Consider the following 14,925-nt stretch of genomic DNA (forward strand, 5'->3'; position numbering starts at 1 on the left):
CCGGAGAATTTGCCGGACGTTTGAAGGCCTTGACGGCCACCGCGCCGCTGCCCGCGCGCACCCGGTTGATCGGCCTCTTCCTGCCGGCCATGGTCATCTGGCGGCGCTGCCGTCCTCCCGCGGCGCAGGGTTTCGGTTCGGCCCTGGTCGGCTCCGTCGGGGTCGCGTCGTTCTTCCTCGCCCGCGGCCTGGCCTGTGGCGCCTACATCGGCACCGAGGCGGTGTGGCGTTAAGGTGAAGGGGTGTGAGGGCACCGCGCCAGCAGGCGGGCGCCCGCGGCGGTGGGGCCCGCCGTGCCCGAACCGCGGTACTTTCGCTGCCGCCAACGGTCCCTGCTCGTGACAGCTCGTGCCCGCTTTGGCGGGCGCACGCCACGTGTGGGGAGAGGTATGCGTTCGGATCAGGTGAGGTTCGCGGCAATGACCGAGCCCGTCGACCCCGATGTCGATCTCGCCGAGGCGCGTCAGCGCCGGGAGTCGCGGCGCGCGCACTACGGTGGGCTGGCGGTGATCGCCGCCGGTGGCGCGATCGGCGCGGGCGCCCGCTACGGGGCGGCCCTGTTGTGGCCGACCGCGGCCGGTTCCTTCCCGTGGACCACGCTGGGCGTCAACGCGTCCGGCTCCCTGCTGATCGGGATCTTTCTGGTGGCCTTGACCGAGGCGTGGACCGCGCCGGCCTGGGTGCGGCCGTTCTTCGCCACCGGTGTGCTGGGCGGCTTCACCACCTTCTCCACCTACTGCCTGGACATCGAACGCCTGGTGACCGGCGGTCGGGCCGACCTGGCGCTGGGTTACCTGGTGGCAACGCCCGCGGCGGCCCTCGCCGCGGTGGCGGCCGGCGCCTGGGCCACCCGCCGGCTCCTGGCGGCGACCACGGCGAGGAGGACGCGATGACTCTGTCCGGACGGGCCCTGCGGTTGACGGTCTTCGTCGACGACACCGACACCTGGCATCACCGCCCCATGTACACCGAGATCGTGCATCGCGCCCACGCCGCCGGGCTGGCCGGGGCGTCGGTCTTCCGCGGCATGGAGGGCTTCGGCGCCGGCAACGTCGTGCACACCACCCGGCTGCTGTCGATGGCCGACGACCTGCCGGTGACCGTCGTCATCGTCGATGCCGAAGAGAAGATCCGCGCCTTCCTGCCCCAGCTGGACGAGCTGCTCATCGAGGGCCTGGCCGTCGTGGACGAGGTCGAGGTCGTCGCCTACCGCGGTCGACAGGTGACGACGTGAACTGGCTGCTGGTACTGCTCGGCGGCGCGGTCGGCGCACTGTTGCGCTATCTGACCGACCGGGCCGTCCAAGCCCGCCACGACACGGTCTTCCCGTGGGGCACCTTCGCCGTCAACGTGGCCGGCTCGATGATCCTGGGCCTGCTGGCCGGGGCGGGACTGGCCGGGGCGGGGAGCACCGACGTGCAGCTGCTGCTGGGCACCGGTTTCTGCGGAGCGCTGACCACGTACTCGACGTTCTCCTACGAGACGCTGCGACTGGCCGAGACCGGCGCGGCCTTCCTCGCCGCCGTCAACGTGGTCGCCTCGATCGTCGCCGGCATGGGCGCGGTGTTCATCGGCCTCACGTTCGCCCAGGTCATCTTCGGATGAAGCGTCAGACCCATTCCAAGGAGCGCAGATGAGCATTGTCGGCCCCGAGACCCGGCTCGGCTCCCTGCCGGGTGCGCAGCAGCTCGAACCTCATCCCGGGCTGGCCGGTGGGCCGATCTATCTTGACTACAACGCCACCACGCCCGTCGACCCGCGCGCCCTGGACGCGGCCCTGCCGTACCTGACCACGCATTTCGGCAACCCTTCCAGCAGCCACCACTACGCCGAGCGGCCGCGCCAAGCGGTGGCTCGCGCCCGCGAGCAGCTGGCCGCGCTGCTCGCCGCCCGACCGCAGGAGATCGTCTTCACCGGCGGCGGATCCGAGGCGGACACGCTGGCCATCCGCGGCGCCGCCCTGGCCCAGCCGCGCAGGCAGATCATCACGCAGCCGTCGGAACACCCTGCCGTACTGCAGGCGTGCGCCAGCCTGGAAGCCGACGGGTTCGCCGTCACCCACCTGCCGCTGGATCGCCACGGCCGCGTCCGCCCCGCCGACCTGCAGGCGGTGATCAGCGAACGCACGGCGCTGGTGTCGATCGCCTACGGCAACAGCGAGACCGGCACCCTGCAGCCGATCGCCGAGCTGGCCGCCATCGCCCACGCCCACGGAGCGCTGCTGCACACCGACGCCGCCCAGGCGGTCGCCAAGGTACCCGTCGACGTGACCCGGCTCGGCGTGGACCTGCTGACCGTGGTCGGTCACAAGATGTATGCCCCCAAGGGTGTCGGCGCCCTGTACGTCCGCTCCGGGGTCGAGCTTGCCCCACTCATCCACGGCGGCGGCCAGGAGTCCGGGCTGCGGGCGGGCACCGAGAACGTCGCGTTCATCGCCGCGCTGGGCGCGGCCGCCGAGATCGCCCGCCAGGAACTCCCCGACAGCGCCGTACGGCTCGCGGGCCTGCGCGACCTGCTCCAGCACGAGCTGGAACGGCTCCTGCCCGGCCTGATCACCCTCAACGGCCCTCCCGGCGAGCGGCTGCCCGGCACCTTGAACGTCAGCATCGACGGCATCGCCCACCTCGGCGCCCGTCGCCTGCTGGCGGCCATCCCGGGGGTCGCCGCCGCGACCGGCTCGGCCTGCCATGAAGGCGTCGACGCGCCCTCGCCTGTGCTGCTGGCCATGGGGCTGCCCGCCGAGCGGGCGATCTCGGCACTGCGCCTGACCCTCGGCCGATGGAGCACCGAGCCGGAGATACGGCACGCGGCCCAGTTGATCGCCGCCCAGGTGACACGGCTGCACGCCGGCGACGTCGCGCCCTAGCAGAGGTGCGACCGGCCTACGGCAGAAACGGGCCGCGCGTCACTCCCCTCCTGGAGGCTTCTCGCACGGCGTCGCGGGCACGTCACCATCGGCGTCACCGGGGACTCACCCTGGCTCTTCCCCGGCGCCCTCGCCGGAGGGCACCTCAGTGACTTCCACCTGGGGACCCGGCTGAAGCGCCTGGGCATCTACTCGCGCCCCGGCCAGGCATCCGCCCTCATGAGCCTCTCCACCCAGCTACCGGCCGCAGTCCTCACCGAACTGCTGGGGATCAGCCCCGAGACCGCAACCGCATGGACACAGGCCGGCGGCAACTGGGCTCGCTAGGCGGCTCAACTCCCTGACCGCCCCAACCCCAGAACCTTAAGTGGGCGTTTGATCCTGTGAGTTCCGTCTGATCGGTGTTTCAGGTGCCTCGCCAGGTTGGGGTGGATTCGCGGGCGAGGCGGCGGGTCATCAGATCGATCATGGCGATGTGAATCATGGCTTCGGATCGAGCGGGCAGGGCCTCGTAGTCGCGGACCAGTCGGCGGTGGAGCATGAGCCAGCCGAGGGTCCGTTCGGCGACCCAGCGGCGGGGCAGGGCGGTGAAGCCCCTGGTGGCAGGGTCGCGGCGGACGACTTCGACGTCGATGCCGAGGGCGGCGCCGCCTTCGATGACCTTGGTGCGGTAGGCGCTGTCGGCCCAGGCCTTGGTGATGGTCGGGTGGTCTTCGGCGACCTGGGTCAGCAGGGGCAGTCCGGCGGCGCCGTCGGAGACGCCGGCGGCGGTGACCAGCACGGCGAGTAGCAGGCCGAGGGTGTCGGTGACGATGCTGCGTTTGCGGCCGGCGATCTTCTTGCCGGCGTCGTAGCCCTGGCTGGCCGCGGGCGCGTTGGCGGAGGTCTTGACGCTCTGAGCGTCGATGATGCAGGCGCTCGGTTCGGGATCGCGGCCTTCGGCGGTGCGCACTAATCGCCGGAGCAGGCCGGTGAGCTGGGTGAAGACCCCGTCTTTCTGCCAGTGGGCGAAGTAGCCGTAGACGGTCTGCCAGGGTGGGTACTCGTGCGGCAGGTAGCGCCAGGGGATGCCGGTGCGGTCGACGTAGAGGATGGCGTTCAGGATGGCGCGCAGGTCGTGCTCGCAGGGGCGGCCGATGTCGAGGCCTGTGCCGCGGCGGTCGGCGCGCCAGGCGCTCAGCACTGGTTCGATGAGCGCCCATCGTGCGTCGGACAGGTCGCTGGGGTACGGTCGCTGCTCGGCCATGCTTCTGGCGTATCGCAGATTGCATGTGCCGCCCAGTCCTGAGTGTCAGCTTTCAATCACATACCGTGACATGCTCGGCATCTTGGGATGAGACAGGACTTTCCTGGATGAGGTCGGCGCTCTGCGAGCTTCTCATCGACATCGCCACGCCGACATGCGCCGAAAGCGCGCAAATTGGGCGGTCAGACGGAGGGACGTACTGGGACCTACATCACCTCCCAGGATTAAACGCCCACTAAGTGGGCGTTTGATCCTGTGAGTTCCGTCTGATCGGTGTTTCAGGTGCCTCGCCAGGTTGGGGTGGATTCGCGGGCGAGGCGGCGGGTCATCAGATCGATCATGGCGATGTGAATCATGGCTTCGGATCGAGCGGGCAGGGCCTCGTAGTCGCGGACCAGTCGGCGGTGGAGCATGAGCCAGCCGAGGGTCCGTTCGGCGACCCAGCGGCGGGGCAGGGCGGTGAAGCCCCTGGTGGCAGGGTCGCGGCGGACGACTTCGACGTCGATGCCGAGGGCGGCGCCGCCTTCGATGACCTTGGTGCGGTAGGCGCTGTCGGCCCAGGCCTTGGTGATGGTCGGGTGGTCTTCGGCGACCTGGGTCAGCAGGGGCAGTCCGGCGGCGCCGTCGGAGACGCCGGCGGCGGTGACCAGCACGGCGAGTAGCAGGCCGAGGGTGTCGGTGACGATGCTGCGTTTGCGGCCGGCGATCTTCTTGCCGGCGTCGTAGCCCTGGCTGGCCGCGGGCGCGTTGGCGGAGGTCTTGACGCTCTGAGCGTCGATGATGCAGGCGCTCGGTTCGGGATCGCGGCCTTCGGCGGTGCGCACTAATCGCCGGAGCAGGCCGGTGAGCTGGGTGAAGACCCCGTCTTTCTGCCAGTGGGCGAAGTAGCCGTAGACGGTCTGCCAGGGTGGGTACTCGTGCGGCAGGTAGCGCCAGGGGATGCCGGTGCGGTCGACGTAGAGGATGGCGTTCAGGATGGCGCGCAGGTCGTGCTCGCAGGGGCGGCCGATGTCGAGGCCTGTGCCGCGGCGGTCGGCGCGCCAGGCGCTCAGCACTGGTTCGATGAGCGCCCATCGTGCGTCGGACAGGTCGCTGGGGTACGGTCGCTGCTCGGCCATGCTTCTGGCGTATCGCAGATTGCATGTGCCGCCCAGTCCTGAGTGTCAGCTTTCAATCACATACCGTGACATGCTCGGCATCTTGGGATGAGACAGGACTTTCCTGGATGAGGTCGGCGCTCTGCGAGCTTCTCATCGACATCGCCACGCCGACATGCGCCGAAAGCGCGCAAATTGGGCGGTCAGACGGAGGGACGTACTGGGACCTACATCACCTCCCAGGATTAAACGCCCACTAAGAGCGTGTTTGAGAAGGTCAGCTTGAGGGGTGGAGTTGCGCCACTTCAAGGAGTCGCATCAGCCCACGGAGCCGGTTGGCAGGCTGCGGACATGTTCGGGGAGCGCGGCATGTCACGTATGCGGCCGCCGTGGCCGCAGCGTCGACGATCGGGAGGCTGAGGCCTCCCTGACCGCGGCGGACAGCCAGACGGTCAGCGCGGTGAGGGTCACGACGGCGATGACGATCAGTGTAGGAAAGTACCAATCTGGGAAAAGATCCCCGAGATCGAAATCGCCATTGGGATATAGCACGAACGCGTGAGTGCCCAATATGGCCAGGGCGAGAGTGAACAGGTAGACCATGCTGGCGGCCGTGCACGGCACGAGGCCGCTGACGGTGGATCGACGATTCAGCGAGCCACCCAGCGCGGCGAGTACGGCCGCCTCGACGGCGAGGATGAGAGTGATGCTGAGCGTCACCGTCCGCGCCCACGTGATCGCGTTGTCCAGCCGGCTTGGCAGCAGGTCGTTCCAGGGCTCGTGCCAGGAGTTGAGCCCCGTCTGGACAGCCAACTGGAGCGCGATCAGGGTCACTCCGGCGTACAGCAACGGCGCTGCCAGAGCGCACAGCAGAGCGGGCGAGCGTTTCAGGTGTCGCAGGTCCATGATCGATTAGACGGCCGACTCAAACTGAGCGTTCCGCGACGGATCACCTCTAGGTGCTTGAGATGATGATCATCTCTGTCAGTTGCAGATGTAACGGGCCTGGCGTTGGGCGGGTCCGCCGCGAGTAAGGCGACGGGCAATACCGGCGATGGCGGCCCAGCGGATGATCGCCGCGGACACCGCGGGATCGCGTTCGTAGTCGCGAGCCAGACGGCGGCAGGCGGTCAGCCAGGCCAATGTCCGCTCGACCACCCACCTGCGTGAGATGACGTTGAACCCACGCTGGGCAGCGGGCTTGCGCACGATCTCCAGGGTGGTGCGCAGCGTGTCATGAGTCCAGTCCACCAGCCGTCCGGCGAAGCCCTGGTCGGCGAAGACATGCCGGATCGGGGTGGTCAGGTACGTCGACAGCAAGGTGGTCTTGGCGCCGTCACGGTCTTGCCAGCTTGCGGCCATCACTGCGACCGTGACCAGCAGGCCGCTGGTGTCGGTGACGATGAACCGCTTGCGGCCGTTGACCTTCTTGTTCGCGTCGTAGCCGCGGCTGTCGCGGCCGACTGTGTCGGCGCCCTTGACGCTTTGCGAGTCGATGATCCCCGCCGACGGCTCATCGGCGCGGCCGGCCTGCCGGCGGGCCGACATGCGCAGTTCGGTCAGCAGCATCTCGGGGACGCCGGCTTCTTCCCACTGCTGGAAGTACCAGTACACGGTCTGCCATGGCGGCAAGTCGGTGGGAGGTACCGCCATGGACAGCCGGAGCGCACCACGTACAGGATGGCGTTGACGATCTCCCTGCGTGGATGCTTCTCCGGACGTCCGCCGGTGTTTGGCTCGGGCAGTAAGGGCTCGATCAGCTCCCACTGCGCGTCGGTCAGGTCCGAGGGGTAACGAGCAGGGGACATCTAGCCACCCTGGCGGCCCCAGCACCCGTCGTCACGCCGCCACACCGAGCATGAAGGATCTTCTCAAACACGCTCTAAGTGGGCGTTTAATCCTGGGAGGTGATGTAGGTCCCAGTACGTCCCTCCGTCTGACCGCCCAATTTGCGCGCTTTCGGCGCATGTCGGCGTGGCGATGTCGATGAGAAGCTCGCAGAGCGCCGACCTCATCCAGGAAAGTCCTGTCTCATCCCAAGATGCCGAGCATGTCACGGTATGTGATTGAAAGCTGACACTCAGGACTGGGCGGCACATGCAATCTGCGATACGCCAGAAGCATGGCCGAGCAGCGACCGTACCCCAGCGACCTGTCCGACGCACGATGGGCGCTCATCGAACCAGTGCTGAGCGCCTGGCGCGCCGACCGCCGCGGCACAGGCCTCGACATCGGCCGCCCCTGCGAGCACGACCTGCGCGCCATCCTGAACGCCATCCTCTACGTCGACCGCACCGGCATCCCCTGGCGCTACCTGCCGCACGAGTACCCACCCTGGCAGACCGTCTACGGCTACTTCGCCCACTGGCAGAAAGACGGGGTCTTCACCCAGCTCACCGGCCTGCTCCGGCGATTAGTGCGCACCGCCGAAGGCCGCGATCCCGAACCGAGCGCCTGCATCATCGACGCTCAGAGCGTCAAGACCTCCGCCAACGCGCCCGCGGCCAGCCAGGGCTACGACGCCGGCAAGAAGATCGCCGGCCGCAAACGCAGCATCGTCACCGACACCCTCGGCCTGCTACTCGCCGTGCTGGTCACCGCCGCCGGCGTCTCCGACGGCGCCGCCGGACTGCCCCTGCTGACCCAGGTCGCCGAAGACCACCCGACCATCACCAAGGCCTGGGCCGACAGCGCCTACCGCACCAAGGTCATCGAAGGCGGCGCCGCCCTCGGCATCGACGTCGAAGTCGTCCGCCGCGACCCTGCCACCAGGGGCTTCACCGCCCTGCCCCGCCGCTGGGTCGCCGAACGGACCCTCGGCTGGCTCATGCTCCACCGCCGACTGGTCCGCGACTACGAGGCCCTGCCCGCTCGATCCGAAGCCATGATTCACATCGCCATGATCGATCTGATGACCCGCCGCCTCGCCCGCGAATCCACCCCAACCTGGCGAGGCACCTGAAACACCGATCAGACGGAACTCACAGGATCAAACGCCCACTAAGAGGACGGTTGTTGGCCGCGGAGGGCAAAGTCCTGTGGCTGCTCGGGCTCGGTATGGCCGCATGCAACCTCACGGGTGCCCGACTTGGCGTCCACTTCGCGCTCAAACGCGGAAGTCGATTCATTCGGGTCGTCTTGCTGTGCGTCGTCATCGCGCTGGTCGTCAAGCTCGCCTACGACCAGTTCGCGTAGTGGCCACGAGCGAACCTCATCAAGGCAGCGCCTACCGAGATCCGGGTCCGCCTCGGGTGCAGCCAGGATCAGACCGTCGACCGTGACCGGGACCAGCCGGGCCGCCACGCCGGATTCGCCCGGCAACCGCACGGACCCGTTTGGAGTCGTGATCACGTGGCTGGGAAAGGATTGGACGGGATGATGCTCGGGCTTGTAGCTTGCAGCTGACTGTGACACCGCCTGAGGAGGTGAGACCCATGAACGCTGTATCGATGTGGGTGCTCCCCCTTCCCGTCACGGTCGGGCGATTGACGTAGGTGTCGCCGGGAGCGCCTCGACAACAAGGCACTCCCGAAAGGCAACACCTATGCACTCTCAGCAGTTCACCGCCGAGCCGTCGTCGAACGGTACGGTCGAGCGCGACTTCACCGTGGGCGACGTCCCCGAACTCTGGTCGCCGGCCTCCGGCGCCGATCGCGCGCCCCTCATGTTCGATGTGATCATCGCGGGGTGCGGGCCGACTGGCGCGATGCTGGCCGCCGAACTGCGGCTGCACGACGTGCGGGTACTCGTTCTGGAGAAGGAAACCGAGCCCAAGTCGTTCGTCCGCATAGTCGGTCTGCATATTCGCAGTCTCGAGCTGATGGCAATGCGCGGACTGCTGGATCGCATTCTCGAACACGGAAGACAGCGTCCGGTCGGCGGTATCTTCGCCGCCATCACCAAACCCGCGCCCGAGGGCCTGGATTCCGCGTACGCCTATCTGCTGGGCATCCCGCAGCCGGTCATCGATCATCTGCTCGAAGAACATGCGATCGAACTGGGTGCGCAGGTCCGGCGCGGTTGTTCGGTCGCCGGTTTCGAGCAGGACGACGAGGGTGTGACCGTCGAGCTGTCCGACGGGGAACAGCTGCGTTCGCGCTATCTCGTCGGCTGTGACGGCGCGCGCAGTACGGTGCGCAAACTGCTCGGCGTCGGCTTCCCCGGCGAGCCCTCACGGACCGACACGCTCATGGGCGAGATGAAAGTGGGTGTACCGCAGGAGGAGATCGCCGCCAAGATAACCGAAATCAGCGAGACCCATAAGCGATTCTGGCTCAGGCCCTTCGGCGAAGGAGTCTATAGCGTCGTAGTCCCCGCCGCGGGAGTCAGCGACCGCGCGGAACCGCCCACCCTCGAAGATTTCAGACAACAGTTGCGCACCATCGCCGGAACCGATTTCGGCGTGCACTCCCCGCGCTGGTTGTCCCGCTTCGGGGATGCCACCCGGCTGGCCGAACGTTATCGCGTCGGGCGGGTGCTACTGGCCGGCGATGCGGCGCACATCCATCCACCCGCCGGCGGTCAAGGCCTCAACCTGGGCGTTCAGGACGCATTCAACCTCGGCTGGAAACTAGCCGCGCAGATCCGCGGCTGGGCGCCGGAAACACTGCTGGACACCTACCAGGCCGAACGTCATCCGGTCGCCGAGGACGTGCTGGACAACACCCGCGCCCAGATGGAACTGATGTCCACCGAACCAGGCCCGCAGGCCGTGCGCAGGCTGCTCACCGAACTGATGGACTTCGACGAGGTGAACCGCCATCTGATCGAGAAGATCACCGCGATCGGCATCCGCTACGACTTCGGCGAAGGCCCCGACCTGCTCGGCCGCCGCCTGCGCGACATCGACGTGAAACAGGGCCACCTCTACAGTCTGCTGCATCGCGGCCGCGGTCTGCTGCTGGACCGCACCGAACGCCTGACCGTCGGCGGCTGGTCAGACCGGGTCGATTACCTCGCGGATCCCACTGCGGTACTGGATGTTCCGTGCGTCCTGCTACGCCCCGACGGCCACGTCGCCTGGATCGGCGACGATCAGCAGGACCTGGACGACCACCTCTCCCGCTGGTTCGGCAAGCCCGCCAACTGATTTCGCCTGAGCAGTGGTCATCCCGCATATACGTGGCGAGATGGCGGGCAGATCTGCGGCGCTGTCGGCCAGGAGCTGGGAGTGGTCGGCGTTCTCGTCGGACATCCACCGCCCGCTGGCATGGCGGAAAATGGCCATGCCAGCCGACCGTGCAGGCGGGGTCTCCTGTCTCAGGAGAGGGCAGGCTGCTGTTGGGTGGCGCAGTGGATGCTTCCGCCTCCGGCGGACAGCAGATCGACGTTGAGGTGCACGACCGTGCGGCCGGGGAAGTGGTCCTCAAGCACCGCCTTGGCCGGGCGGTCGGCACGACTACTCCTCCGTTCGCGATGTAGAAGTTCACGTAGCCGATCTCGCGGGCTGCCCGGCCACGTCCACCGTCTGCTGCGGCGGCACCTCGAAGATCTCCAGCGTCCACCCCCCGGCCGGCTGAGCAGACCAGAAGCCGCGCTCACGGGCCGATGGCGCCGCCGGCGTCAGGGCCCGGCACTTCGGCCGTCATGATCCGACGCATGAGGCTTGCGCGGCCGAAAACACGTTGCAGTTCAAGATCGAGGCGCGGGACGCTCCCCCTGTGAAAATGCATGCTAACCAGCTGACGGTGTCACCTGAGATGGTGCGCACGTTGGTAGATGAGCAGTTTCCCGAGTGGCGGAGCCTGCCCGTCAGGGGCATCACCGCCCAGGGGACGGTCAACGCCATCTTCCGCATCGGCGACCTGTTCGCGGCTCGTTTCCCGCTACAGCCCAGGGACGTCGAGTCGACGCGGTGCCGGCTGCAGTCGGAGGCGCAAGCAGCCCGTGAGCTGGTAGGTCGCACGCGGTTTCGCACGCCCGAGCCGGTCGCGCTCGGGGAGCCCGGGGCGGGCTACCCGCTTCCGTGGTCGGTGCAGACGTGGCTGCCTGGCGTCGTGGCCACGGACGAGGACCCGGGCGAATCGGTCGCCTTCGCGCACGACCTGGCCGACCTCATCAACGAGCTGCGCGCCATGGACACGCGTGGCCGCACGTTCGGCGGCGAAGGCCGAGGAGGCGACCTGCAGTCCCATGACGGGTGGATGGAAACCTGTTTCAGGCGCAGCGAGCGACTCCTGGACGTCCCCCGGCTTCGCCGAATGTGGGCCTTCATGCGGAGTCTGCCGCGCACCGCCGTCGACGTGATGACCCACGGTGATCTGATCCCCGGCAACGTGCTCGTGTCCGCCGGGCGACTGGCCGGGATCCTTGACGTCGGCGGCTTCGGACCGGCCGACCCTGCTCTGGATCTCGTGAGTGCGTGGCATCTGCTTGAGGCGGGGCCGCGGCAGGCGCTCCGCGACGAGCTCGGCTGCGACGACCTCGAATGGGAACGCGGCAAGGCGTGGGCCTTCGAGCAGGCGATGGGAGTGGTCTGGTACTACGTCGAAAGCAACCCGGCCATGAGCCGGATGGGCCAACGCACCCTGGAACGCATCCTGGCGGACTGAACCATCCCGGACGGGCACAGGCCTCACCAGGCCGTTGATCATTGAGCCTTTTGATCGTGATGATGCTGGTTCGGCGCGCAGAGAACGTCGGCAATCCCGAAGGCGCTCTGCTGCCGCCCGCCGGCCGCACCCACCACCACCACCACATCGGCCGCGGCGGCCGCAGCTCCGGCGGGCGGGCGGCCGCGGAGACCCGGGTTGGATCGCGTACCGAACCGGATATCCAAGACACCCCCCTTCAGGATGCCGGCTCCTCCCGGGAGCGTGGCCTGGCGCGGATGTGCATGCGTTCTCCCTGGCGGCCGAACAGGTTGAGGACCTCCACCGGAGACTCGCCCGTGGGGCCGAACCAGTGCGGCAGGCGGGTGTCGAACTCGGCGGCCTCACCCGGTCCCATGATCAGGTCTTTGTCGGCCACGATGAGCCGCATACGCCCGGACAGGACGTACAGCCACTCGTAGCCCTCGTGCGTGACCGGCTCGGGCCGGTTCTGCTCGGCCGGGATGATCGATTTCCAGGCCTGCAGGGGCCCCGGCTGCGCGGTCAGGGAGATCACCGTGCGGCCGTTGCGGACCCGGGGTTTGCAGCGGATCCGCGGGTCGCCGACCTCCGGCGCCCCGACCAGTTCGTCCAGCGGCACTTGGTGGGCCTGCGCGATGGGCAGCAGGAGTTCCAGGCTTGGGCGGCGCTGGCCCGTCTCCAGCCTCGACAGTGTGCTCTTGGATATGCCGGTGGACTCGGCCAGCGCCGACAGGCTGACGCCGCGCTGGGTGCGGATGCGCTTGAGGCGGGAGCCGACCTGGGCCAGCGTGGCGGCGATGGGGGATTGCTCTTCCATGCCCTCATTCCACCTCCCGCGTCCCAGAAATGGCAACGGAAGTTGTCGATTGGTCGCCAGGCGACGCACCATCGGGCGCGGAGGTGATCGCCATGCTGAAGGCGATGAACGACAAGGGTGAGGGCGCGCAGCAGCGGGCCGCCATCGACGAGGTCCACGACGTGGTGGTGGTCGGCGCCGGAGCGGCCGGCCTGAACGCCGCCCTGTTTCTCGGACGGGCCCGCCGCAAGGTAGCGGTGATAGACGCCGGAGAGCCGCGCAACGCGCCCGCCTCGCACATGCACGGCTTCTTGTCCCGCGACGGCCTGCCCCCGGCGACGCTGCTCGAACTCGGCCGCGCCGAGATCACCCGGTACGGCGTCCGGCTCATCCAGGGCCGGGTGGAGCAGATCGACCACGGCTACAACGTTCGCATGGTCGGCGGGCAGGTGATCAAGGCCCGCCGCGTCTTGGTCGCGACCGGGCTGCGCGACGAACTGCCCGACATCCCGGGCGTGCGTGAACGATGGGGCAAGGATCTCCTGCACTGCCCCTACTGCCACGCCTACGAAGTCCGTGACCAGCCTCTCGCCGTTCTCGGCACCCATCCGGGTGCTGTGCACCAGGCCCTGCTCCTGCGCGCCTGGAGCGACGACGTCGTCTTCTTCCCGCACACCCTTGAGCTGACCGCGCAAGACCGGGAACGGCTGGAGGCGCGCGGCCTGCGCGTCGTCGAGGGCGAAATCGAGCGGCTGGTCGTCGACGGCGACCGGCTGCGAGGCATCGAGCTCACCGACGGCCGCGACGTCCCGCGTGCCGCCGCTTTTCTCTTCCCCCGCATGGTGCCGCGCGACGAACTGCTGACCCACCTGGGCTGCGCCAAGGACGACAACGGCTGGGTCGCCACCGACCGCACCGGTCGGACCAGCGTCGCCGGCGTCTGGGCCGCCGGTAACGTCATCGACCCACGAGCCCAGGTCGTCACCGCCGCCGGCATGGGGTCTGCCGCCGCCTTCGCCATGAACACCGACCTGCTGGACGAGGACGTCGACCGCGCCGTCGAACAGCGCCGCGCCGCAGCCTCGACCACGGTGCGGGGGTGATGGCCGGTGAGCGTCGAAACCGCACAGCAGCAGGCGTCGGTGTCGCGCGGGAGGCTGCCGTTCGGTGTCTACCTGCTGGCGTTCAGCCTGTTCGCGATGGGCAGCGCGGAGTTCTTGCTGGCTGGGGTACTGCCGGCGGTCGCGGACGACCTCCAGATCAGGTTGTCCGCCGCCGGCGCGCTGATCTCGGCGTTTGCCATCGGTGTCGTCGTCGGCGGGCCGCCGTTCGCCATCATGACGCTGCGCTGGCCGCGACGGGCCACACTGGTGACCACTCAGGCCGTCTTCGCCGCCTCGGTGACGATCGGCCTCCTGACCGACGATTACCCGGTGCTGCTGGCCACCCGCTTCGTCTGCGGCCTCGCCTACGCGGGGTACTGGGCGATCGCAGCCGTCACCGCGATCAGCCTTGTCCCGCCCGACCGCACCGCACGCGCCTCCGGAGTCGTCGTCAGCGGGCTCAGCCTCGCGATGATCGCCGGTGGCCCGGCAGGGGCGTTGCTCAGCTACTTCACGGGATGGCGGGGCGGGTTCTGGGGCGTGGCCGCCCTGACCGCCGCCGGCGCGATCGTGAGCCTGCTCGCGATGCCTGCGACAAGCGCGGGGGAGGAGCCCAGCGTGAGGCGTGAGCTTCGCACCATGAGGCAACCGCAACTGTGGGCCGTGTACGCCGCCACCATCCTGAGCACCGCCGCCTACATGATCTCGTTCAACTACCTCGCGCCGCTCCTCACCGATGTCACCGGCATTCCCGGCGTCTGGGTTCCCTCGATCCTCGCGTTGTTCGGCGTCGGCGCCTTCATCGGTCTGTCCGTCGGAGGCAGGATCGCCGACCGGCGGCCCTTTCATGCACTCCTGATTGGGGCGATGGGGATTCTTGCCAGTTCTGCCCTGCTTGCCGTCCTCGCCCGGCATGCCCTGGCCGTGATCCCTCTCGTGCTGCTCCTCGGGATCGCCGGATTCGTGCTGAACCCGGCCATCTACGCGCGAGTGTTCACCATCGCATCAAAGGCGCCGACACTCGCCGGGGCCACCACGGTCTCCGCGTTCCAGCTCGGCATCAGCCTCGTCCCAGCGCTCGCCGGGGCGGCACTCAACGCCGGCGCCGGCATCACCTCCGTCGCCTGGATCGGTGCCGGCCTGGCGGCGGCCGTCGTGCCGGCCGTCCTTCTCGACCGGACGATCTCACGTCACCGGTCGAGAAGAACCGATGGTCGGCGTGACGCAGGCTGAGCACCAGGTGCC

The 14,925-nt window shown here is 68.4% G+C and carries 18 protein-coding genes; 11 read left to right on the plus strand and 7 right to left on the minus strand.

Going from position 1 to position 14,925, the window contains the following annotated elements; genetic code table 11:
* Window positions 1-29: 29 nt before the first annotated feature.
* From H4W81_RS09315 to H4W81_RS09335, 5 genes are all read left to right on the plus strand, one after another.
* Entirely contained in the window at window positions 30-233 is a 204-nt protein-coding gene (locus H4W81_RS09315; protein ID WP_225958520.1) for a hypothetical protein, read from the plus strand.
* A 186-nt stretch (window positions 234-419) separates the two neighbouring features.
* Entirely contained in the window at window positions 420-893 is a 474-nt protein-coding gene (locus H4W81_RS09320; protein WP_192774427.1) for a fluoride efflux transporter FluC, read from the plus strand.
* The gene (locus tag H4W81_RS09325) at window positions 890-1,234 is read left to right on the plus strand and encodes a DUF190 domain-containing protein (RefSeq protein ID WP_192774428.1); all 345 of its coding nucleotides are present in this window, start codon (window positions 890-892) and stop codon (window positions 1,232-1,234) included. Before H4W81_RS09320 ends, H4W81_RS09325 begins: the two co-directional genes overlap by 4 nt.
* A complete protein-coding gene (gene crcB, locus H4W81_RS09330) occupies window positions 1,231-1,605 on the plus strand; it encodes a fluoride efflux transporter CrcB (RefSeq protein WP_192774429.1) in 375 nt (124 codons plus the stop codon). Before H4W81_RS09325 ends, crcB begins: the two co-directional genes overlap by 4 nt.
* A gap of 28 nt (window positions 1,606-1,633) precedes the next feature.
* Entirely contained in the window at window positions 1,634-2,866 is a 1,233-nt protein-coding gene (locus H4W81_RS09335) for a cysteine desulfurase family protein (RefSeq protein ID WP_192774430.1), read from the plus strand.
* 406 nt (window positions 2,867-3,272) lie between these two features.
* Here H4W81_RS09335 and H4W81_RS09340 read toward each other — a convergent pair whose 3' ends face one another.
* From H4W81_RS09340 to H4W81_RS09355, 4 genes are all read right to left on the minus strand, one after another.
* Entirely contained in the window at window positions 3,273-4,112 is an 840-nt protein-coding gene (locus tag H4W81_RS09340) for an IS5 family transposase (RefSeq protein ID WP_192774431.1), read from the minus strand.
* Between the two features lie 278 nt (window positions 4,113-4,390).
* Complete coding sequence (locus H4W81_RS09345; RefSeq protein WP_192774431.1) at window positions 4,391-5,230, minus strand: IS5 family transposase; 840 nt, start codon at window positions 5,228-5,230, stop codon at window positions 4,391-4,393.
* 351 nt (window positions 5,231-5,581) lie between these two features.
* Entirely contained in the window at window positions 5,582-6,115 is a 534-nt protein-coding gene (locus H4W81_RS09350) for a hypothetical protein (RefSeq protein WP_192774432.1), read from the minus strand.
* A gap of 78 nt (window positions 6,116-6,193) precedes the next feature.
* Window positions 6,194-7,017 (minus strand): IS5 family transposase gene (locus tag H4W81_RS09355; protein WP_225958521.1). Its coding sequence is split into 2 segments (ribosomal slippage): window positions 6,194-6,846 and window positions 6,846-7,017, totalling 825 coding nucleotides; the frame shifts between segments, so codons are not numbered across the junction.
* Window positions 7,018-7,331: 314 nt separating this feature from the next.
* Between H4W81_RS09355 and H4W81_RS09360 the strand changes: the two genes are divergently transcribed.
* The 3 genes from H4W81_RS09360 to rox all read left to right on the plus strand — a co-directional run bounded on the left by H4W81_RS09360 (window position 7,332) and on the right by rox (window position 10,298).
* Window positions 7,332-8,171, plus strand: coding sequence for an IS5 family transposase (locus H4W81_RS09360; protein WP_192774431.1), 840 nt, complete (start codon window positions 7,332-7,334; stop codon window positions 8,169-8,171).
* 53 nt (window positions 8,172-8,224) lie between these two features.
* Window positions 8,225-8,404, plus strand: a complete 180-nt coding sequence (locus tag H4W81_RS09365; protein WP_192774433.1) for a hypothetical protein — start codon at window positions 8,225-8,227, stop codon at window positions 8,402-8,404.
* 469 nt (window positions 8,405-8,873) lie between these two features.
* Window positions 8,874-10,298 carry a rifampin monooxygenase gene (gene rox / locus H4W81_RS09370; protein ID WP_225959485.1) on the plus strand — a complete coding sequence of 475 codons (1,425 nt, stop codon included), beginning with the start codon at window positions 8,874-8,876 and terminating at the stop codon, window positions 10,296-10,298.
* A gap of 170 nt (window positions 10,299-10,468) precedes the next feature.
* Here rox and H4W81_RS49960 read toward each other — a convergent pair whose 3' ends face one another.
* Complete coding sequence (locus tag H4W81_RS49960; protein ID WP_420538715.1) at window positions 10,469-10,750, minus strand: agmatine deiminase family protein; 282 nt, start codon at window positions 10,748-10,750, stop codon at window positions 10,469-10,471.
* Between the two features lie 83 nt (window positions 10,751-10,833).
* On the opposite strand from H4W81_RS49960, the gene H4W81_RS09380 reads away from it, so the two are divergent.
* Entirely contained in the window at window positions 10,834-11,760 is a 927-nt protein-coding gene (locus H4W81_RS09380; protein WP_225958522.1) for an aminoglycoside phosphotransferase family protein, read from the plus strand.
* Between the two features lie 38 nt (window positions 11,761-11,798).
* On the opposite strand, the gene H4W81_RS09385 is transcribed toward H4W81_RS09380, so the two are convergent.
* Complete coding sequence (locus H4W81_RS09385; protein ID WP_192774435.1) at window positions 11,799-11,987, minus strand: hypothetical protein; 189 nt, start codon at window positions 11,985-11,987, stop codon at window positions 11,799-11,801.
* Between the two features lie 11 nt (window positions 11,988-11,998).
* The gene (locus tag H4W81_RS09390) at window positions 11,999-12,598 is read right to left on the minus strand and encodes a helix-turn-helix domain-containing protein (protein ID WP_192774436.1); all 600 of its coding nucleotides are present in this window, start codon (window positions 12,596-12,598) and stop codon (window positions 11,999-12,001) included.
* 92 nt (window positions 12,599-12,690) lie between these two features.
* Here H4W81_RS09390 and H4W81_RS09395 point away from each other — a divergent pair, with 92 nt between their 5' ends.
* Both H4W81_RS09395 and H4W81_RS09400 read left to right on the plus strand, forming a co-directional pair.
* On the plus strand, window positions 12,691-13,680 hold the full coding sequence (locus tag H4W81_RS09395) for an NAD(P)/FAD-dependent oxidoreductase (RefSeq protein ID WP_192774437.1): 990 nt from the start codon (window positions 12,691-12,693) through the stop codon (window positions 13,678-13,680).
* Window positions 13,681-13,686: 6 nt separating this feature from the next.
* A complete protein-coding gene (locus tag H4W81_RS09400; protein WP_192774438.1) occupies window positions 13,687-14,913 on the plus strand; it encodes a Cmx/CmrA family chloramphenicol efflux MFS transporter in 1,227 nt (408 codons plus the stop codon).
* Window positions 14,914-14,925 lie beyond the last annotated feature (12 nt).

Source organism: Nonomuraea africana (assembly GCF_014873535.1).
Classification (GTDB): domain Bacteria; phylum Actinomycetota; class Actinomycetes; order Streptosporangiales; family Streptosporangiaceae; genus Nonomuraea; species Nonomuraea africana.